Here is a 20,511-nt window from a genome sequence, read left to right as displayed (position 1 = left end):
TTAGTGGCGATCGGTTCCCTCGCCCTAGAAGCAGGTCAAATTGGGACTTGGGATTGGGATCTCAAAGATACGGTAAACTGGGATCAGCGGATGTATGAGATTTTTGGGTTGCAAGGTTGCCAGGGTAAAGTAGTCTATCAAGACTGGGCTAATCTCGTCCATCGAGATGATATTACCGAGGTTGAAAAGGCTATCAAAGCAGCCATAGCCCAAGATAATTTTTTTAATGTAGAATTTCGTATTGTTAGACCCGATGGAATCAAGCGTTGGTTGCGAGGGGCAGGCATAGTCCAGCGCGATAGTGACGGTACCCGGAGCGATGACGGGGATTAATTACGATATTACTGATCGCAAACAGGCGCTCATTAGCCCTCAAATACAGTGAAGCCAAATATCGCACCATTATTGAAACCACCCAGGAGGGAGTGTGGGTTTTAGATAAGACAGATCACACCAGCTTTGTCAATCAGCAAATGGCAAAAATGCTAGGCTATTCTGTCACGGATATGCTGGGAATGTCTTTCCTAGATTTGATCGACACAGAAGGATCTTCGATGGCTGAAATTTATCTAAACCAGCGTCATCAGGGTATAATGGGTCAACATCGCGCCCATCTGTGCCACCGTGATGGTAAAGTGGTCTGGGTTTTGGTTTCTGCTACACCTTTGTTTGATGATATGGGGCAATATGACGGCTGCATTAAACTGGTGACAGATATCACCCACATGGTGGAAATACAGGAGGCTTTACAAACTTCTGAGGCGCAGTTGGCTAGTGTATTAAATAGTTCCCTTGATGGGATTATGGCTTTTCGTTCTCTGCGGGATGAGACTGGGGAAATAGCGGATTTTATCTGGTTGTTGACTAATCCCACGGCTGGCAAATTGGTGGGGCGATCGCCTCCCAAATTAATCGGTAAACAATTATTAGAAGAAATGCCGGGAAATCAAACTGATGGTTTATTTGATGCATTAGTCCAAGTGGTGGAGTCCGGCGAACCTTTCCAGTATGAGTTTCATTATCAACATGATGGCATTGACTGTTGGTTTGAAAATGTGGCGGTTAAATTGGGGGATGGTTTTGCGGTCACTTTCCGGGACGTGACCCGAACTAAACAGTCAGAAAAGGCTCTCCAACAAGTTAATCAAGAGTTGGAACAAAGGTTAGATGATCTCAAGCAGCGTCACCAAGAGATGGTGATTTTGGGTGAAATTAACGAATTTTTGCAGGCTTGTAACAATGTCGATGAGGCTTATGAGGCGATCGCCCGCCCAGTCGCACCTTACTCTTCCCAGAGTGTTCGGGTGGTCTGTTTAGAACCTGTAGTTCCCGCAACCGGGTTGAAAATGTGGCTCGGTGGGGGTCTGATTTGCATTCAGCAGTTGATTTTGACCCTAAGCATTGTTGGGGACTGCGCCGGGGTCGTCCCTATGAAGTAGGAAATCAACGCTCAGGTCCTCGGTGTCAGCATATCCAAAACACTACAGAATTGGCGGTTACCCTTTGTATTCCCATGGTAGCTCAGGGGGAAACTTTGGGATGATTTTATCTAGCTACCAAAACCGCCACGGCTTGATCTGAACCAAAACAGCAATTAGCCCGCACTGTATCGGAACAGTTAAGTTTAGCGATCGCTAATTTAAACCTCCGAGAAACCCTCCAAAATCAGAGTATCCGAGATCCATTAACTGGATTATTTAACCGCCGCTATTTGGAAGAATCCTTTAATCAAGAGATTCTCCGCGCCCAACGTCAACAGCACCCCATTGGTGTGATCATGCTAGATATAGACCATTTTAAGCAGTTTAACGACACCTTTGGTCATGATGCAGGGGATTATGTCTTACAGGTGGTTGCTGAAGTATTGAAAAACAGTGTGCGCGGTTCAGATATTGCTTGTCGCTATGGCGGCGAGGAAATGACTCTAATTATGCCAGAATTGTCTTTACCCGCTATCTGCGATCGGGCTGAAGCTATCCGCACTGCTATTAGCCAACTCCATCTCAACCATAACGGTCAAAATTTAAACACCCTCACCGCCTCTATAGGAGTTGCTTGTTTTCCTCAACATGGAACTACCCCAATGGCTGTAATCAAGGCGGCTGATGGGGCTTTATATCGCGCTAAGGCTAACGGACGTAACTGTGCGATCGTTGCCACCTTATCTTAATTTATTCTACCTGCTTCTGGGAGAGTTTGTCAACCTTGCCTAAAGGGTGAAGTTAGAATAAGAAATAGCGCTGCGCCATGGGTAAAACTGTGGCGGGTTCACAGGTTAGTAGTTCCCCGTCTGCCGTGACTTCGTAGGTTTCTGGATCTACTTCGATCTGGGGTAAACTATCGTTTAATTTCATGTCTAATTTGCTCAAATGGCGGGTATTAGATACGGGAACTGTTGCTTTTTTTAAACCCAGTTTTTGCATAGTTTTACCCTCTAAAGAAGCCTGGGAAACAAAGGTTAAGGATGTGGCAGATATCGCGCCTCCAAAACTAGCAAACATCGGACGCATATAAATGGGTTGGGGTGTGGGAATACTGGCGTTGGGGTCTCCCATTTGTGACCAGGCGATCGCCCCCCCTTTAATCACGATTTCCGGTTTAACTCCAAAAAATGCCGGTTTCCATAGACATAAATCTGCTAATTTACCCTCTTCAACCGAACCGACATAATCATTAATTCCATGGGCAATAGCAGGATTAATGGTATACTTAGCAATGTAGCGTTTAGCCCGGAAATTATCATGGGTTTCTGCCGCATTTTCTGGGGATGGTAATAACCCCCTTTGTACCTTCATTTTATGGGCGGTTTGCCAAGTGCGGATAATGGTTTCTCCTACCCTTCCCATAGCTTGGGAGTCCGAGGCTATCATACTAAATGCGCCTAGGTCGTGAAGGATATCTTCGGCGGCGATCGTTTCCCGACGTATGCGGGACTCGGCAAAGGCGACATCTTCGGGAATATGGCGATCGAGATGGTGACAAACCATCAACATATCTAAATGTTCTTCTAGGGTATTTGCAGTATAAGGACGGGTGGGGTTCGTCGAGGAAGGCAGGACATTTTTATAACTACAAACTTTGATGATATCTGGCGCATGACCACCCCCCGCGCCTTCCGTGTGGTAGGTGTGAATTACCCGGTCTTTAAACGCGGCTATGGTATTCTCTACAAAGCCCGCCTCATTCAGGGTATCTGTGTGAATAGCTACTTGAATATCATATTTATCCGCAACTGTTAAACAAACATCGATCGCCGCTGGTGTAGTTCCCCAATCTTCATGAAGTTTTAAACCCATTGCGCCCGCCATTACCTGTTCAACTAAGCCCTGGGGTTGGGCGCTGTTTCCCTTCCCTAAAAATCCTAAATTCATCGGGAAGGCTTCCGCCGCCTGTAGCATTCTATGAATATTCCATGGTCCGGGAGTACAGGTGGTGGCATTAGTTCCGGTGGCGGGTCCAGTCCCACCCCCTAACATGGTGGTAATTCCAGAGGCGATCGCTGTTTCAATTTGCTGGGGACAAATAAAGTGAATATGGCTATCAATTCCGCCAGCAGTTAGGATTTTACCTTCTCCAGCAATCGCCTCTGTAGACGGACCAATAATAATATCAACGTTGTCTTGAATATAGGGATTTCCCGCTTTACCAATTTTGCAGATTTTACCGTCTTTAATACCCACATCAGCTTTAATAATTCCCCACCAGTCTAAAATTAGGGCGTTAGTAATTACCACATCAACCGCGCCATCTTCCCTGGAAATGGGAGATTGTCCCATACCATCCCTAATTACTTTACCACCCCCAAATTTGACCTCATCTCCGTAGGTAGTTAAGTCTCTTTCAACTTCTATAAATAGTTCTGTATCGGCTAATCGAATGCGATCGCCTACCGTCGGTCCGAAGGTTTCCGCGTAGGCTTGTCTATCCATGCGATAACTCATTTTTAGCTCCTAATTAATCACAATATAGCTATTTTCAAGCTGGCGGCGGGTTAACTCACCAGATTTACTTAGGCTTTTTTTTAGACTTATCTTTTTTGCGTTTTTCCCGCTTAACTTCGGGTGATAATGTGCCATTAATTAACCCATTAAAACCGTAAATTTCACGACTTCCGGCTACAGTCACTAATTCGACTTCCCGGTTATCTCCGGGTTCAAATCTTATCGCCGTACCAGCGGGGATATTTAACCGCATTCCCCTAGCCGTTTCTCGGGCAAATTCTAAGGCGGGATTAACTTCGTAAAAGTGGAAATGAGAACCGACTTGGATGGGGCGATCGCCTGTATTAGCTACATGAATTTTCACAGTTTCGCGACCCGAATTAAGTTCGATTTCTCCTGGTTTAACGATTATTTCTCCGGGAATCATAGTTAATTAAATAGTGATTGTTTTATTGGATGGGATTATGAACTGTTACCAATTTCGTACCATCGGGAAACGTCGCTTCTACCTGTACCTCGTCCACCATTTCCGCTACCCCTTCCATCACATCATCTTTAGTTAATAGAGTCGTTCCATAACTCATTAAATCCGCCACAGTTCGACCATCTCGCGCCCCTTCTAAAATGGCAGCAGATAGGTAGGCGACAGCTTCGGGATAGTTTAATTTAACTCCCCTGGCTTTACGTCTTTCCGCTACTAAGGCGGCAGTAAAAATTAGTAGTTTATCTTTTTCTTGGGGTGATAGTTGCATTCACAACTCCTTAAATGAGTCCAGTTATTAAACATTCCAAACTCGCGGTTTGGTGATGTTTTTTCCTGATAAATTGGGGCGTAATAACTGCCAAATTTCAGTAAACCAGGCGATCGCTTCTTGGCTAGACGGACCACGATAACGACACAATAACCCTGATAACAGTTGAGTCGCCCCGGCTTCCCCTTCCCTTTGGTGTTCACCCCACAGCATTCTAACATGGTTTAGGGTCTCTTTGGAAACAGGTTCACCTACCCAGGTGAGGGTAGCAACCACAGGCCATCCTCCTAAGCCGTGGGGACTCTCTAAAATGGTTTCACCCCCAGGAAGCCATTGTCTATCTATCCATAGGGGTTTCTCATTTTGCCATATTTCCGTGTGCGATCGCCACTCTCCCTCCATAAATTTTTCCCCCCTGGCTGAACGACCAAACCGGGTAATTTCCCATCCTAACCAGGTCGCTTCTGGGGCTAATTCTACCCGTAAATCTTGACGATAAATAGCACCATTAAAAATGATGGTTTCTCGGGGCAGATATTCTAAATAAGCGCCTTTTTCTAGTTTAATCTTAACATTTTGGCTGGCAGTTTTTCCCGTGCTACGATAAACTCTACTCGCCGCCGCCGTAGTTAATAAAACTTTCGTATCCGCTTGTAAATGCAGGTTCTGCGATAGGCGATCGCCCCCCACCATTCCCCCCGCTGTATGTAATGCTACACTCTGGCAAATTTCCTCCCCTGGCGGATAAAAAGGGCGTTGGATTTTATAGGGCGCGATCGTATACTTATTAACTACTTGGGTAATCCCATTATTTTGGGAATATTTCAGGTTAAGAATACCATGCCATTCCGACCGGTTAAAGTCACTCATTAATTGATAATTGATAGAGGAGTTATATCAAAGTCCCCCCACTGGGGAGATGGATTGAGCGTGAGGGGAACCATTAAGTTGGAAATAGATAGTTGACTGCTAATTATTTTTGATGGTTTTTTGATGCTTTAACACCGCATCTCTCAATTGTCCTTGACATTCATCAAGCAGTTGAATTCCCCCTGAAGCATCTAAATCAGTCCAATACATTAATAGGGCTAATTTCACCGATTTATTACTGCGTTCTAATAATTCTGCCGCTTGTGAGCGAGTCATACCTGTTAAATCAATTAAAATACGCATCGCCCGATCGCGTAATTTATTATTCGTCACCGCCACATCAACCATGCGATTACCGTAGACTTTTCCTAGCCTCACCATCACACTGGTTGAGATGATATTTAATGCCATTTTGGTGACAGTTCCCGCTTTCAGACGAGTCGAACCCGCCAGGATTTCTGGACCTACTAAAAGGCGGATATCTACATCAGCATCAAAGGTCACTTGTTCCCTGGGAACACAAGCCATAAATATCGTTTTTGCCCCTCGACTTTTCGCTGCTTGTAGCGCCCCATAAACATAGGGAGTTGTGCCGCCAGCCGTAATTCCTAGGACGATATCTAACTCCGTGATTTGGCGGTGGGCGATCGCTTTTTCCCCATCTGTCGCCCTATCTTCTAATTCTTCCGAACTACGAATTAATGCCCCTGCGCCCCCCGCAATAATCCCCTGTACCAGTTCCGGGGGACTACAGAAGGTGGGCGGACATTCAGCCGCATCTAACACCCCTAAACGGCCACTCGTACCCGCCCCGACGTAAAATAACCTCCCCCCTTTTTTTAGGGATTGTGTAGTTATGTCGATGGCTAGGGCCAGGGATTCGCGGGCATGGGCGATCGCCAGTAAAGTTCTGACATCCTCGCGGTTGAACAAATCCACCAATTCTAGGGAAGTCAGGCGATCGAGGTTTTCGCTACTCGCATTAGCCTGTTCCGTCAATAAATGGCCCCGCGTTTCCAAATTAGTCATGTTTTGCTGTTGGTCCTTCACAAGTTATCAGGCTAAAGTAAACCTTCTAGGCGACGGCGAATGCTGTCGAGTTCGTCTGATGGGAATTCTGAAGATTCCTCTGAGTCCCTTTCGTCTTGGGTTTTGCCTTGCTTTTCCCACTCCAACTCCTCCACATTATTTTCTGGAGGAATCGCTAAAGCCCCAGACGGAATCAGCTCCCAATCATAATCTACACTGCGACAGAATTCTTTGATTTCATCATCATCAATTCCCTCAATACAGGGACTGGGGAAATCTTGGGCTTCCAACAAACCACCAAAGCGGATGGCATCGTCTTCCTCCTCAAACATTAACACCTTATTGCGATCGCCCATCTGAATTGTATGGATTCCCTCATTATCAGTCCCGGCATTGAACAGCAAGACATAGACTTTCATGATCTTGAATCGGGTTGTTAACAACAGCTTGATCTTATCTTACAACCTCCGATCACCTTTTTTCTCAACTCCACCATGGATCCCCATTCCAGACCCAGCCCCTTCCGGTTGAGATGTGCTAACCAGTCTGCTAGACTGTCTCCACCAGCTAAATATCACAATATTGGAGGATTATCTTGTATGAATTATACCATATCCGGTGCTGAAATGCCAGCCATTAAAACATTTGTTCACAATCAAGTTAAGTTTCCTGATCGCTTTAATTCAACCATTGACAATCAGGATGAGATGTATTTATTCGCCCTCCAAAATCAAGGCAGCCCTGAACGCGCTATAATTCGTTACTATAGCAATGGCATTCGCATTTTTGATGCCGTCAAACAAGTCGTTGATTGGCATTTTGGCAGCTTTCATAAAATCGGTGCCTTTTTAGACTTTGCTAGTGGCTATGGTCGCTCTACCAGGTTTTTTGTGCAAGAAATACCCTCAGATAAAGTCTGGATTTCTGATATTTATGCCGAGGGGGTAAAGTTTCAGGTTGAACAATTTGGCGTTAATGGTATTGTGTCTACCTCTCAGCCAAAAGACTATCTTTGTAGTCAGAGTTTTGATGTGATTTTGGCTTGTTCCTTTTTTAGCCATCTCCCTAAAGCTACCTTTTCCCAATGGTTAAAGGTGTTATATAACTTACTTAATCCCAACGGTTTATTATTATTGAGCGTCCATGATCGCAGTTTATTACCATCTCATTTAATGATTGATGATTCCGAGTTGTTATTTTGTCTGAATAGTGAAAGCAGAACTTTGGACTTGGGGGAATATGGAACCAGTTATGTCGGCGAAAATTTTGTCGCTAATACCATTGCTGATATTTCGGAACATCAGGCTGTTTATCATCGCATACCCCAGGGAATTTGTCGGTATCAAGACCTATATATTTTGGCGAAAAATCCGACCATGACTTGGGAGAATTTTCGATATTATCATCATCCTATAGGAAAAATTGAACATTGTCATCTTACCGCTGATGGGGTTTTGGAATTGGGGGGTTGGGTTTCCGAAATTAACCCTGGTGGTCAGGTTTCCGAAATTTTGGTTTATCTAAATACTCTCTTAGTTTATCGGCAAACAATTACCTGCTCAGATAATTATGACCACCAATGGCATTTTAGCTTAAAGTTAGATCAGGTTAATTTGGACGATATTATTTTAGTCAAAACTATTAATAATTTTGGCTTAGAATGGGTGTTTGATTGTGCGCCACTGGAGTTTTGGTTGAGGGGTAACTAATTGCTATGATGAAAATCACACAGTCTCCAGTTTTAATTATTACCGAAATCCATAAATATGGGACTTTTGGGCATTCCTCAAAGAAGTAATGATGCCTTGTGGCGATCGATAAAATACCATTAGGCACTAATGTGATTCTGCCAACACTTGGAAAAGGACAAGGCCTTGCCTACTAAGCGAGACACTCCTTGCCTCAAGGTATTGTTAAACCCCCTTTTTTTTGAGCCTTACCTGGACTTGGCGGCGTACAGAGACATATTTCTGATTAACGTAGTTTGGCAGCCAGGGTTCAGGCACTTGGACGGCTCCTGCTATTCCAGCCTGGGGAATTCCCTCAGTCCGCAAACGGTCAATCAGAGACCGTGTTCCTTGGTGAATCACCTTTTTGGTGGGGTGTTCAACAAACTGTGGTCCACAATCACGACACTTGAACCGTTGTTGGCCGCTTTTGAATCTGTCTTCAACTTTGGTACAGATACCTAATACTAGCACCGAGATGATGATACCATTTACGGAGGTCAAGGTAATGACTCTCGTAGGTGAAACAGGTAGCGACCTGTTATTGGGTGATAGGGGGGATGATACTTAATGGGTATTAGCGATCGAGTTCCTGGTTATACATTAATTGATCACTTTGCTCTGGATGAGGATATCATCCAGTTAACGGACTTCCGAGGAACTTTTCGACTCTAACCTTCCCCCGAACAATTACCCCCCGGTACAGCAATTGTCGACCAAAATCGCCAAGGAGATTTTGACTTAATTGCCCTAGTCAAGGACGTTTTCTGCTTTGATTTAGAGGAAAATTATTTTATATTTTCTTAATAAATCGCCAGAATGTTCATGTTGTACAAGTAAATGACCATGCCGACCCAAATATCGGATTTTTAGCCAAATTTCCTGAGCTAAAATCAGGGTAGCAGAAAACATAGTCCAAGTCCGAGTTGTTGTTTATTTTTTATACCCATGGAAGACCTAATTCTAAATCTAACCAATACCGAAACCCCGTCAACCCCGTCAACCCCTGTACCTCCCCGTGTATCGACAGATGAGATAGATACCTTATTTGGTGGTCCTGGCAATAATGTTTTCCTGCTTCAGAATCATTTTGATCAATTGCCTCCCCTGAGTCCAGCCACGACTCAAATTGGTACTAACAATGACGATGAGTTATTTGGAACCAATGGGAATGATGTCATCCTAGGTCGCGGCGGTAATGATACCATTTACGGATTTATGGGTGATGATTTCATAGATGGTCAAGGGGGAGATGACCTGATTTATGGCGGTCAGGGTAATGATATCTTATCAGGGGCTGAAGGTAGAGATACCATATTCGGCGATATCGGTGATGATATCATTTACGGTGGCGCAGATGACGACCTGTTATTTGGCAACCAGGGCAATGATACAATTTATGGTGACGGCGGTAATGATACCATCTATGGCGGTCAGGGAGACGACTACCTAGTAGGCGGTAGTGGTAATGATCTGTTATTTGGTGACCAAGGAAATGATACCCTAGTGGGAATAAGTCGCGCCGGAAGAGGTTACACCCTGATCGGTGATTTTGACCCAGAGAAAGATACGGTGATGTTACGGGGACGCAGAGAAAATCATGAATTAGTTCCATCCCAGGAGCTATCTGTTGCTACCAATGTTAGTCTACCAGAAGGAACGGCAATTATTCAGACCACCCTAGATGGTACTCAGCAACTGTTAGCCGTTATTCAGGATAATTTCTTTTTGGATATTGACGCGAGTTATTTCGACTTCTTATGACGGTTTCAGGGCGCTAATGATTAGTCATAGCGCCCTTACCATCATCCCCTTAATTATTGTCCAGTTTCGCACTACAGGTTAAAGCTACATCCACCAATTCATCTGGGGCTTGTCCAGTTTCCTGAAGTTGCTGTACGATGTCCACAAACTCCTCAATCGAAAATCGATCTTGATACTCAAAAATGGTACACTGACAGATAGTTTGCGCTTGTTGGGGGGTTAGCCCTGACCTCTGCGATCGCTCACGACAATTGCTCACATAATTGCTGACAAACTCTTGAGGATAAGCATTCCTGGGTTGTTGTTGGTAACTAGGAGATTCAGCAGCAGCCATCGTAGAGACAGTCACCGTGAAACTTAGGGAACCTAAGAAAAAAAATTGTTGCCAAATTTTGGGTATGCTCATGCTATTAATTGGATTCCGTATCAGCCTGCGGAAGTCTCCACAACTTGACATTATAGCAGTAGGATTTGGTACGCCTTAGATGAGTAAGCCTCAGAACACCCCCAGGTTGATTAGACAAGGCGCGCGCCGCCGAGTCAAAATTTTGCTCATAGCAGCGTGCGCCTTAATGTTATTCATGAGTCTAGGACTGGTCAATCACCTGTTAATAATGCGATCGTCCGCTAGAGAACCCGTTGATACCTTCTTAGTATTGGGGGGAAGTATCCGCCGAGAAATCTATGTTTCCCAACTAGCCACAGAATATCCACAAATCCCCATTATCATTTCTAAAGGTTCCGACGATCCCTGCATTGTCAAGCTATTTGAGCGCAACAAAACCCCCAGCCAAGGAGTTTGGTTAGAAAAATGTGCCAACTCCACCTTCGGGAATTATATGTTTAGTCAACCCTTACTCACCCAATGGGGTGCGCGCCATGTAAAAATCCTCACCTCAGATACCCACCTTCCCAGGGCCCAATGGATGGCTAAAATCATGTTAGGAGCCCATGGGATTTGGCCTGAAATGGAATTAGTAGAAGAATCCGGGATACCCGGGAACACAGAATCTCTGATCAAAACCATATTAGACCTCAGCAGAGCCATACTTTGGGCTTTTTTTAGCCAGATCTGGCAACCGAGTTGTTCTGATATTGTTCACCTTCCAGAAGTCGATATGGCTTCCTGGTGTGTAAATGGTTTTACCTGCGAGTATCAGGGGGGAGTTGATCCCGAATCCCTATGCAATTAGAAAATCAGCAGAAGTAACCGCCGATCTCTAAAATGGAGTCCAACCAGTTCGCAGCATTAGAGTGGGGTGCTTTTCTGTGTCTGTTGGCCAACCAAGACCTACAGCTTTTTTGTTGAAATTTCCCTGGGAAATGCTATAATGATTAATGAGCTTGGAAATGCCTGGAGAGGTGGCAGAGATGGTCGATTGCGACGGACTCGAAATTCGTTAGGGGTGCAAGCTCCTCGTGGGTTCGAATCCCACCCTCTCCGGTTTTGCTCAGGCTCAATCATGACCAGCCCTGGCGCTAATCCCTACCTGTGCGAGCGATCGCGCGCGAGGGGTTAGGGCAGGGTTTGGCTGTTTTTATGGCTGCTGTGGATATCTGTGTAACGGATCTTTACGATCGCTACTGAGAAGGTATTATCAGTGATAGGATCCCGTAAAAACCTTTGAGATAATTTTCTATGGTAGAAACACTGACAGGAAAAGCTCCCAAATTCGGTGGTAGCACAGGTGGTCTTCTCACCAAAGCCCAAGTTGAGGAGAAATATGCCATTACCTGGACCAGCACCAAAGAACAGGTGTTTGAAATGCCCACAGGTGGCGCAGCTATTATGAACGAGGGAGAAAACTTGCTCTATCTGGCTCGCAAAGAGCAGTGTCTCGCCTTGGGAACCCAACTGCGGACTAAATTCAAGCCGAAAATCGAGGATTTCAAAATCTATCGGATTTTCCCCAATGGCGAAATGGAATATCTCCACCCCAAAGATGGCGTTTTCCCTGAGAAAGTTAACGAAGGTCGGGAGTTCAACGGAAAAATCGATCGCAAGATTGGTGACAACCCCAACCCAGCTAGTGTCAAATTCAGCGGTAAAGCCACCTACGAGTCTTAGGGGTCTATGGGTAGGGGCGGGTTCACCGGACTTTTCATTCAGATAATGAGCTTTTGTAGCACCCACCCCTACAGTACAGGTAAACTCCCTATAAGATCAGGTTTGCTGGTTCCTGATTTTTCACCAAAAACCAGCATTTTCTGTTATTTTTGATACACCGTAGCATTAAATTCAGCTACCAATTTTCCCAAAAATTACAACGATGATTTTTCCAGATTTCTCCCAATTCTGCCAACTACAGGCTAGGGGTAACTTCATTCCTGTCTATCAGGAGTGGGTGGCGGACTTGGATACACCAGTTTCGGCGTGGTATCGGGTTTGTGCAGGTCAACCTTACAGCTTCCTGTTGGAGTCAGTCGAAGGTGGGGAGAAAATTGGGCGTTACAGCTTTCTGGGTTGTGATCCTCTGTGGACTTTATCCGCCCGCGGCGATCGCATGATTCAAAAATTTAGGGACGGTCAACAACAAGATTTTCAAGGCGATCCGTTTAAGGTATTAGCTGACTGTCTTAAACCCTATCAACCTGTCAAATTGCCAGAACTACCGCCGGGAATTGGGGGACTGTTCGGGTTTTGGGGTTATGAATTAATCAACTGGATTGAACCACGAGTCCCCATTTATCCCCTTACAGACGATGATTTACCCGATGGCCTATGGATGCAGCTTGATAGTTTACTAATTTTTGACCAGGTGAAGCGCAAGGTTTGGGCTATATCTTATGCTGACCTGCGGGAAACAGACCCAGAAACAGCCTATCAACAGGCTTGCGATCGCGTTACTCAATTGGTAGATAAACTGAGATCTCCCCTATCTCGTCAGAGTACCCTATTACAATGGACTCCCCCCGATAGCAACAAATCTGATGATACCGAAACATCACGCCAATACAGCAGCAATTTCTCCCGCGACCAGTTTTGTGCTGCTGTTGACCGGGCGAAGGACTATATTAGGGCGGGAGATATCTTTCAGGTCGTCATTTCCCAACGCCTGGCGGCACAATACCAAGGCGATCCTTTCTCCTTGTATAGATCCCTGCGTTTAATCAATCCTTCCCCCTATATGGCTTATTTTAACTTTGGGGATTGGCAGATGATTGGATCTAGCCCGGAAGTGATGGTCAAAGCCGAAAAAAACATTGACGGAAAGGCGCGCGCCACCGTTCGCCCCATTGCTGGAACCCGCCGCCGTGGTAAAAACTCCCAGGAGGATCAACACCTAGAGCAAGATTTGCTACAGGACCCCAAAGAAATCGCCGAGCACGTTATGCTAGTAGACCTCGGACGTAATGATTTAGGGCGCGTCTGCCAAAATGGAACCGTAATGGTTGATCAGTTGATGGTCGTCGAACGCTATTCCCATGTTATGCACATTGTTAGTAATGTGGTGGGAGACTTAGCAGATGATCAAACTGCTTGGGATTTATTAAAAGCCTGTTTTCCCGCTGGGACTGTTAGCGGTGCGCCGAAAATTCGGGCTATGGAAATTATTAATGAGTTGGAACCTAGCCGCCGAGGTCCATATTCCGGCGTTTATGGCTATTATGATTTTGAGGGACAACTAAACACGGCTATCACGATCCGCACTATGATTGTCCGTCAGGGGGAAGATGGTATAAATCAAGTTTCTGTACAAGCGGGGGCTGGACTTGTGGCTGACTCCCAACCGGAAAAGGAATATGAGGAAACCCTCAATAAGGCGCGGGGGTTATTGGAAGCCATTAGCTGTCTGAAAACTTCTCAGAGTTAGTTTTTATGAATTTCTACATCGTTGATGTTTTTGCAGAAGCTAAATATGCCGGAAATCAACTCGCTGTTTTCTTCGGTGAGGGTGTTTCCTCTCTGTCCGATGAGGAAATGTTAGAAATTGCCCAGGAAATTAATTATTCAGAAACTACTTTTATCCGTTCCGAGGGAATGGTTGATGGTGGCTATGATGTCAGGATTTTTACCCCTTCCAAAGAATTGCCTTTTGCGGGTCATCCTACCCTGGGAACTGCTTATATTATTCAACGGGAAATGATTAAAAAACCTGTTGATCAGGTGGTATTGAATTTGGGAGTCGGTCAAATTCCGGTGACTTGGAGTAATGGTAACACTGACCAAGAGTTGTTATGGATGCGCCCCAGTAATCCCGTTTTTTATAATTGTTTAAATCCGGCATATGTCGCCCCGGTTTTGGGTTTGGAAATGGCGGATTTTGACGATAACTTTCCCATTCAAGAAGTGTCAACGGGGATTCCTTTTTTAATCGTCCCTCTCAAAAATCAAAGGGCTTTAAAACAGGCTAAGGTTAATTTAGACCATTATGGTGAGTTTATTAAAAACACTAATGCTAAGGAGATTTTTGTTTTTTGTCCTGAACCCTATGACATGGAAAATGATATCAGCGCTAGGATGTTCGCCCCGGCTTTAGGAATTGCCGAAGACCCAGCCACGGGAAGCGCTAATTCTTGTCTGGCAGCTTATTTCGTGCATAATTCCTATTATAATAGGGATGAGATTAATGTGCGTGTGGAACAGGGTTATGAGATTAATCGCCCTTCTTTACTATTTTTAAAAGCCCAAAAAGTTGGGGATGAAATTGATGTCATGGTGGGGGGAAAAGTGGTGGCGATCGCTAAGGGAGAATGGTTGAATTAACTTAGCTAACTGCGGCTTCTAGCATTTGGATAGTTCCGCGATCGCTATTAATTTCTACCATACCACCTATGGCTATGGTAAATTGGTCGCGAATATGACCTATGGCTGAACCATACCAGGCGGGTATTCCTAGGGGTTGAATATGATCTACTAACACTTCCCATAAGCTAAAAGATGATTCCCCTTCCCTCCCCGGTGAACAACGGCTACATTGTCCGAAAATAAACCCCGATAATTGATCTAAAATTCCGGCTAGTTTTAATTGGGTCAATAGGCGATCGACCCGGTAAACATCCTCGTTAATATCCTCAATAAATAGAATTTTTCCCGACCAATTCGGTAGATATTCCGAACCCACCAACCCCGCTAAAACTGATAAATTACCCCCCACCAGTTGACCCCTGGCGCTACCGCTGGTAATAGTTTCTACCCGAATATTCCCAGGATTTTCAAACGTAACAGCTTCCCCTGTAAACAAAACTCGCTTTAAGTAATTCACCGAAAAACTCCGCCAATGAGAAGTGCCTAATAATCCGTGAAATGTGATAAAATTGCACTGGGAATATATCGCCAATAATAATGATGTGATATCACTATAACCAATAATCACCTTGGGATTGTTGCGGATTATGTTATAATCTAATAAGGGTAAAATACGGGCAGCCCCCCAGCCACCGGCGGCGGTAATAATTCCCCGAATATTCGGATCAGCAAACATGGTATTAACATCGGCGGCGCGGTCTCGATCTAATCCGGCTAAATAACCATATTTATCCATCAGGTGAGGTGCGGCTTTCGGATTAAGTCCTTGTTGCATTAATTGCCAAGTTACAAATTTTAACTCCTGTGTGGTAATCCATCCAGAAGGCGCAATTATTCCCACCGTATCCCCAACCCGCAAACGGGGTGGTTTAATAGGATTAGGAGAAGATGCTAATACCGGAAATCCTGTTGCTAAAAGTGTCAAACCTAACTCACTTATAAATTGGCGGCGATTTTTCATAGATCTAATTTTCATACCATTGTTAAGATGATGAACCTAGATTATTCCCGAATGCAATCAGTTCAATCCCCAATTATTCCGATTATTGGAAAACTAATTAACAATCATCCGGGGACAATTTCCCTAGGTCAAGGGGTAGTTTATTATGGCCCGCCACCTGTGGCATTTGACCATATATCCGAGTTTTTAGCTAGTCCAGAAAATCATAAATATAAACCAGTAATTGGTATCACTCCACTACTTGAGATCATCGCCGATAAACTGCAAACAGAGAATCATATTAATCTCAGCGATCGCCAGAAAATTGTCGTCACTGCTGGTAGTAATATGGGGTTTATGAATGCGATTTTAGCTATTACCTCACCTGGGGATGAAATCATTATACAATCTCCTTACTATTTTAATCATGAAATGGCGATTATGATGGCAAGTTGTCAGCCTGTAGTTATTCAGACCGATGACAATTATCAACTACGAATTGATGCCATTCAAGCCGCCATCACTGATAAAACCAGGGCGATTGTTACCATTTCTCCCAATAACCCCACCGGGGCGGTTTATTCCCCAGAAGCATTACAAGAAATTAATCAAATTTGTAGCGATCGCCACTTATACCATATCAGTGACGAAGCCTACGAATACTTTACCTATAATAACATCAAACACACCTCACCCGCCACCTTTCCTAACAGTGAATCCCACACAATTTCTCTCTTCAGTTTATCCAAAGCCTACGGTTTTGCATCCTGGCGCATTGGATATATGCTAATTCCTGAACACTTACTAATCCCCATCCAAAAAGTTCAAGATACCATCTTAATCTGTCCTCCCGTCATCTCCCAATATGTAGCTTTAGGCGCGTTAAAAGTAGGTTATGAATATTGCCAAAATCATATTAAAACCATCACGGAAGTTCGGGATATATTTCTCAATGAACTCAGCCAATTATCAGATTTTTGCACAATTCCGCAAGCTGATGGCGCGTTTTACTTTCTGCTGAAAATAGACACAGAGTTAGACTCAATGGAATTAGCCCAACAACTGATTAAACAGTTTGGGGTAGCCGTAATTCCGGGGACTACCTTTGGTATGTCACAAGGCTGTTATTTACGGGTAGCTTATGGGGCGTTAAAACCAGACACCGCCGCCGAAGGAATTGGGCGTTTAGTCAAAGGTCTGAAAACCTTAGTTATTTAGATTAACCTATCAATCATCTATCCGGGATTATCCCCCCAAGGGAAACTAATAGCCAGCCATAATTGCATTATACCAGCCCCCCAATTTTGTACCTATACCATTTTAGCCCAAATCCTAATAGCTGCATAGGTCAGTCAAAATCCCCAAATTAACCAGCTATGATAGAAAACAGACTGATTTGAGATTAACCATAAGATTATGCCTTTATACCGCCTTTTCATCATCATTGTGGGTGTTTGTGTCATCCTGGGTTTAATGATTTGGCTAGTCACATCGATTTCTTGGTTATACAGTCAAGTGGCGTGGATGGCTAACCCGATTTTAGCAAATTTGTTGCTAGTTGTGTTAATAGGTTTGCTAGGGTTATTGATGTATACGTTTTTCTACTATTTGAGGCTGTTTCAATTTGGAAGTAATGGGAGGAAAAAACGCCGCCATAACTTGCGTATCCCTTTGGATAAATCCGAGGCGGCTGAAACGTCTTTAAAAGCTATCCGACAACAGGTTAATCAAATTCAAGATGAAGTAGCACGTCAGGCGTTAATAAGTCGTTCTCAGGATATACAAGCTAACCTATCTCAAGGTAGCATTCAGGTGGTGATATTTGGCACAGGTTCCGCCGGGAAAACATCTCTGGTTAATGGGTTAATGGGGGAGATGGTCGGGCGGGTTGACGCACCCATGGGAACTACCATAAATGGGGAAACTTATCGACTCGAATTAAAGGGGTTAAATCGGGAAATTTTAATCATTGATACTCCGGGAATTGGGGAGGTTGGAGAAGGGGGAGTAACTCGTTCAGAAATGGCTAGAACCCTGGCTACCGAGGCAGATTTATTATTATTTGTGGTGGATAATGATTTGCGTCAATCCGAATTATATCCTCTGCGTAATTTGGCGGAAATGGGTAAGCGATCGCTATTAATTTTTAACAAAACCGACTTGTATACAGAAGCTGATAAAAATCAGATTTTAAATCGATTAAAGCAACGAGTGAGCGGGTTTATTTCTCCGGAAGATGTCATAGCGATCGCCGCTAATCCTCAACTAATTAATCTGGACAATGGAGATACATTTAAACCTGAGCCTGATATCATGCCACTTATTCATAAAATCGCCACAATTCTACGCGCCGAAGGGGAAGAATTAATAGCTGATAATATCCTTCTCCAGTCTCAAAGATTAGGCGAAGAAGCGCGGCGTTTAATTGATAATCAACGTCTACGCCAAGCCGAACAAATTGTCGATAGATATCAGTGGATTGGGGCTGGGGCTATTGCTGTTACGCCGCTTCCGGTGGTAGATTTATTAGCGACTGCGGCAGTTAATGCCCAAATGGTAGTAGAAATTGGCAAAATATATGGGTGTAAATTAAATATGGATAGAGGGCGAGAGTTGGCGTTATCTCTCGCGAAAACTTTAGGCAGTTTAGGCATTGTTAAAGGTGCGATTCAATTAGTAGCTACCGCCCTACATTTTCACATCGGTACTATTGTAGTTGGTAAGGCGATTCAAGGGATAACTGCCGCTTATTTAACCCGAATTGCGGGGCGTAGTTTTATCGAGTATTTTCGCCAAAATCAAGATTGGGGAGATGGGGGTATAACAGAGGTGGTGCAGCGACAATTTCAACTTAATCGGCGAGATGAGTTTGTGCGAGGATTTATTCAAGATGCGATCGCCCGCGTGATTGAACCATTGAACCTCGATCAATCATCAGCAGAGTCCGATGATGAACTAGAATTAGAATTAGACAAACCCTCAGATATTGCCCCCTATTTAGATCAAGATTCATCTCAAGATGATTGGGATAATCCCCGTCATCCTCGAGAGAATTGGTAAAAATTTACTACGGAGAATCTTCCCATTCTGGAGTCAAAAGACGGAAGTTATAATCAGATGCACCCGGATGACAGGTTTGGCAATTATGAATATTAATGGGTTCCGTAAATTCTACGCGGGGATGTAGCGCCCTAAAAAAGCGCGATCGCTCAATTCTAAAAGGGATACCCTCTTCAGCCACAGTCATAGAACGGGAAAAATGGCGGAGATAATTCCACACCAACAGGCGAGCCGGATCCACTAAAGGTTCAATTTGAGTGCCATAATGTTGACTATCCTGGAGAATTTGTTGCCAAGTCTGTCTCGGTAAAACTGACGGCGGAATAGGAATATGGCAAGTAGCGCAGTTTTCTAAATAGAGTTCCTGGCCCAGTTGAAATTCTGGCGGTACAAAATCAACAGTACCGATCGCACTAACAGAATACTGACCTATACTTGGCGTTGTAATGCCCAAGGATATCAGGACAGCAACCAGAATCAAACAGCATCGAATCAATAGAGAATATCTCCTTTCGCTGCGCCGATTGGAGAGTCTGGAATTGAACATATTATAGAAGTTAGCTTATTCTAGGGTAATGACCATACCTTCTCTGGCAACAACCCCCTGGGGGAAAGCAGCCTTAAGTTCAAGTTGGACGCGATCGAGAAAATCATCATCGTGGGATGGGTCATGTTGATACATGGCTATCTGCTTAACACCCGCTTTTTTGGCAATTTCTACCCCTACCTCCCAGGTAGAATGTCCCCACCCGATTTTGGGACACTTATGATCATGATACTCCTCATTAGTATAGGTAGCATCATAAATCAGCAAGTCGGCATTGCGAGCCAAGTGCAGAACATTATTATCAAAGCGATCGAGAAAATGCTCTGTATCACTACAGTAAACCGCTGTACGGCCTTCCCAAGTAACCCGATAGCCGACCGCCATATTAGGATGATTTAGAGGAGCCGTTTCGATTTTAATGCCATCGGACAAAGCAATCACATCCCCAGGGATCAGATCATAAAATTTCAGATCTGATTGCATGACGTGCATGGGAACCGGGAAATTAGGATGTACCATTTGATCAGACAGGCGTTCCTTAATCGTTGAGCCATCAGGAGCGATCGCCCCATAGATATGAAAGCGATTAATCGGGATAAATGCTGGCACAAAGAAAGGAAACCCCTGGATATGGTCCCAGTGGGTATGGGAAAAAAAGACAGAGGCTTCAACGGGCATTTGTTTGAGCAGATCCAAACCCAAAACTCTTAACCCAGTCCCTCCGTCAAAAATAAAACGTTGATTTCCCAGACGCATTTCGACACAGGAGGTATTCCCCCCATATCGAACAGTTTTATGGCCAGGGGTAGCAATATTTCCCCTCACCCCCCAAAACTGTACAGAAAACTCCACAGGAGCCGAATTATCATTCATCGCATTATTATCGGAAACTTGAGGATTTTTAACAGGTCGATCATAAACTGGCATTTTAACTGATACAGAGGTTGAACAGCAGTGAGATAAGCAACACTTGAGACCCAATACTCCCTAGTTACTGTTATGACTGATTGGTTATGGTCGAAAGAGAAGTCACCTTCCCCAACTCCACTTCAAAACCGTGCTTGCGAGTTTCCCAGCACACGGCTCCTGATGTAGATACCCTAATTGTCAATAGGAACAGGGCTACTACCC

At 44.4% G+C, this 20,511-nt stretch carries 22 protein-coding genes and 1 tRNA gene; 12 read left to right on the top strand and 11 right to left on the bottom strand.

The genetic code is table 11. The annotated features are described in order from the left end of the window. The first annotated feature begins 3 nt into the window (after positions 1–3). The 3 genes from ACTIE0_RS01390 to ACTIE0_RS01380 all read left to right on the top strand — a co-directional run bounded on the left by ACTIE0_RS01390 (position 4) and on the right by ACTIE0_RS01380 (position 2,170). Positions 4–333, top strand: coding sequence for a PAS domain-containing protein (locus ACTIE0_RS01390; RefSeq protein WP_006626001.1), 330 nt, complete (start codon positions 4–6; stop codon positions 331–333). Then, the gene (locus tag ACTIE0_RS01385) at positions 333–1,439 is read left to right on the top strand and encodes a PAS domain-containing protein (RefSeq protein WP_311737729.1); all 1,107 of its coding nucleotides are present in this window, start codon (positions 333–335) and stop codon (positions 1,437–1,439) included. The genes ACTIE0_RS01390 and ACTIE0_RS01385 overlap by 1 nt, the downstream gene beginning before the upstream one ends. Positions 1,440–1,711: 272 nt before the next feature. Further along, positions 1,712–2,170: a diguanylate cyclase gene (locus tag ACTIE0_RS01380; RefSeq protein ID WP_006625998.1), complete on the top strand. Its 459-nt coding sequence runs from the start codon at positions 1,712–1,714 to the stop codon at positions 2,168–2,170. Between the two features lie 52 nt (positions 2,171–2,222). Here the strand turns inward: ACTIE0_RS01380 and ureC are convergent, their stop codons facing one another. The 6 genes from ureC to ACTIE0_RS01350 all read right to left on the bottom strand — a co-directional run bounded on the left by ureC (position 2,223) and on the right by ACTIE0_RS01350 (position 7,011). Next, positions 2,223–3,941, bottom strand: coding sequence for an urease subunit alpha (ureC, locus tag ACTIE0_RS01375; RefSeq protein ID WP_006625997.1), 1,719 nt, complete (start codon positions 3,939–3,941; stop codon positions 2,223–2,225). A gap of 64 nt (positions 3,942–4,005) precedes the next feature. Further along, complete coding sequence (locus ACTIE0_RS01370; protein ID WP_006669016.1) at positions 4,006–4,368, bottom strand: urease subunit beta; 363 nt, start codon at positions 4,366–4,368, stop codon at positions 4,006–4,008. Between the two features lie 22 nt (positions 4,369–4,390). Next, entirely contained in the window at positions 4,391–4,693 is a 303-nt protein-coding gene (gene ureA / locus ACTIE0_RS01365) for an urease subunit gamma (RefSeq protein WP_006619200.1), read from the bottom strand. Between the two features lie 27 nt (positions 4,694–4,720). After that, positions 4,721–5,563, bottom strand: coding sequence for an urease accessory protein UreD (locus ACTIE0_RS01360; RefSeq protein ID WP_006625995.1), 843 nt, complete (start codon positions 5,561–5,563; stop codon positions 4,721–4,723). Positions 5,564–5,662: 99 nt separating this feature from the next. Further along, complete coding sequence (murQ, locus tag ACTIE0_RS01355) at positions 5,663–6,592, bottom strand: N-acetylmuramic acid 6-phosphate etherase (RefSeq protein WP_006625994.1); 930 nt, start codon at positions 6,590–6,592, stop codon at positions 5,663–5,665. A 32-nt stretch (positions 6,593–6,624) separates the two neighbouring features. Next, positions 6,625–7,011 carry a DUF3110 domain-containing protein gene (locus tag ACTIE0_RS01350; protein WP_006625993.1) on the bottom strand — a complete coding sequence of 129 codons (387 nt, stop codon included), beginning with the start codon at positions 7,009–7,011 and terminating at the stop codon, positions 6,625–6,627. 180 nt (positions 7,012–7,191) lie between these two features. Here ACTIE0_RS01350 and ACTIE0_RS01345 point away from each other — a divergent pair, with 180 nt between their 5' ends. Continuing rightward, positions 7,192–8,301 (top strand): methyltransferase, encoded by a 1,110-nt coding sequence (locus tag ACTIE0_RS01345; protein ID WP_006669015.1) that lies wholly within the window; start codon positions 7,192–7,194, stop codon positions 8,299–8,301. Between the two features lie 204 nt (positions 8,302–8,505). Here the strand turns inward: ACTIE0_RS01345 and ACTIE0_RS01340 are convergent, their stop codons facing one another. Next, positions 8,506–8,823: a hypothetical protein gene (locus ACTIE0_RS01340; protein ID WP_199345995.1), complete on the bottom strand. Its 318-nt coding sequence runs from the start codon at positions 8,821–8,823 to the stop codon at positions 8,506–8,508. Positions 8,824–9,267: 444 nt separating this feature from the next. On the opposite strand from ACTIE0_RS01340, the gene ACTIE0_RS01335 reads away from it, so the two are divergent. Beyond that, positions 9,268–10,083 (top strand): calcium-binding protein, encoded by an 816-nt coding sequence (locus tag ACTIE0_RS01335; RefSeq protein WP_006625988.1) that lies wholly within the window; start codon positions 9,268–9,270, stop codon positions 10,081–10,083. 49 nt (positions 10,084–10,132) lie between these two features. Here ACTIE0_RS01335 and ACTIE0_RS01330 read toward each other — a convergent pair whose 3' ends face one another. Further along, entirely contained in the window at positions 10,133–10,489 is a 357-nt protein-coding gene (locus tag ACTIE0_RS01330; protein WP_006625987.1) for a hypothetical protein, read from the bottom strand. Positions 10,490–10,568: 79 nt separating this feature from the next. Here ACTIE0_RS01330 and ACTIE0_RS01325 point away from each other — a divergent pair, with 79 nt between their 5' ends. The 5 genes from ACTIE0_RS01325 to ACTIE0_RS01305 all read left to right on the top strand — a co-directional run bounded on the left by ACTIE0_RS01325 (position 10,569) and on the right by ACTIE0_RS01305 (position 14,791). After that, on the top strand, positions 10,569–11,276 hold the full coding sequence (locus ACTIE0_RS01325) for a YdcF family protein (protein ID WP_006625986.1): 708 nt from the start codon (positions 10,569–10,571) through the stop codon (positions 11,274–11,276). A 163-nt stretch (positions 11,277–11,439) separates the two neighbouring features. Then, a tRNA-Ser gene (locus tag ACTIE0_RS01320) sits at positions 11,440–11,527 on the top strand. Between the two features lie 195 nt (positions 11,528–11,722). Further along, on the top strand, positions 11,723–12,151 hold the full coding sequence (gene psaD, locus ACTIE0_RS01315; RefSeq protein ID WP_006616635.1) for a photosystem I reaction center subunit II PsaD: 429 nt from the start codon (positions 11,723–11,725) through the stop codon (positions 12,149–12,151). Between the two features lie 202 nt (positions 12,152–12,353). Beyond that, complete coding sequence (gene trpE, locus ACTIE0_RS01310; RefSeq protein ID WP_006625985.1) at positions 12,354–13,898, top strand: anthranilate synthase component I; 1,545 nt, start codon at positions 12,354–12,356, stop codon at positions 13,896–13,898. A gap of 5 nt (positions 13,899–13,903) precedes the next feature. After that, the gene (locus tag ACTIE0_RS01305; RefSeq protein ID WP_006625984.1) at positions 13,904–14,791 is read left to right on the top strand and encodes a PhzF family phenazine biosynthesis protein; all 888 of its coding nucleotides are present in this window, start codon (positions 13,904–13,906) and stop codon (positions 14,789–14,791) included. A gap of 1 nt (position 14,792) precedes the next feature. Here ACTIE0_RS01305 and ACTIE0_RS01300 read toward each other — a convergent pair whose 3' ends face one another. Further along, the gene (locus ACTIE0_RS01300; RefSeq protein ID WP_035759645.1) at positions 14,793–15,794 is read right to left on the bottom strand and encodes a S66 peptidase family protein; all 1,002 of its coding nucleotides are present in this window, start codon (positions 15,792–15,794) and stop codon (positions 14,793–14,795) included. A 30-nt stretch (positions 15,795–15,824) separates the two neighbouring features. Here ACTIE0_RS01300 and ACTIE0_RS01295 point away from each other — a divergent pair, with 30 nt between their 5' ends. Together ACTIE0_RS01295 and ACTIE0_RS01290 are read left to right on the top strand one after the other, a co-directional pair. Then, positions 15,825–16,991 carry a pyridoxal phosphate-dependent aminotransferase gene (locus tag ACTIE0_RS01295; RefSeq protein ID WP_008050449.1) on the top strand — a complete coding sequence of 389 codons (1,167 nt, stop codon included), beginning with the start codon at positions 15,825–15,827 and terminating at the stop codon, positions 16,989–16,991. A gap of 198 nt (positions 16,992–17,189) precedes the next feature. Continuing rightward, positions 17,190–18,833, top strand: a complete 1,644-nt coding sequence (locus ACTIE0_RS01290) for a YcjF family protein (RefSeq protein WP_006669013.1) — start codon at positions 17,190–17,192, stop codon at positions 18,831–18,833. 7 nt (positions 18,834–18,840) lie between these two features. Here the strand turns inward: ACTIE0_RS01290 and ACTIE0_RS01285 are convergent, their stop codons facing one another. Together ACTIE0_RS01285 and ACTIE0_RS01280 are read right to left on the bottom strand one after the other, a co-directional pair. Then, positions 18,841–19,380 (bottom strand): cytochrome c, encoded by a 540-nt coding sequence (locus tag ACTIE0_RS01285; protein WP_006669012.1) that lies wholly within the window; start codon positions 19,378–19,380, stop codon positions 18,841–18,843. A gap of 15 nt (positions 19,381–19,395) precedes the next feature. Next, complete coding sequence (locus tag ACTIE0_RS01280; protein WP_006625979.1) at positions 19,396–20,307, bottom strand: MBL fold metallo-hydrolase; 912 nt, start codon at positions 20,305–20,307, stop codon at positions 19,396–19,398. Positions 20,308–20,511 lie beyond the last annotated feature (204 nt).

Origin of the sequence: Limnospira sp. (assembly GCF_051859755.1) — a bacterium.
Taxonomy (GTDB): Bacteria; Cyanobacteriota; Cyanobacteriia; order Cyanobacteriales; family Microcoleaceae; genus Limnospira; species Limnospira fusiformis.
This window is presented reverse-complemented; position numbering and strand designations above follow the sequence as displayed.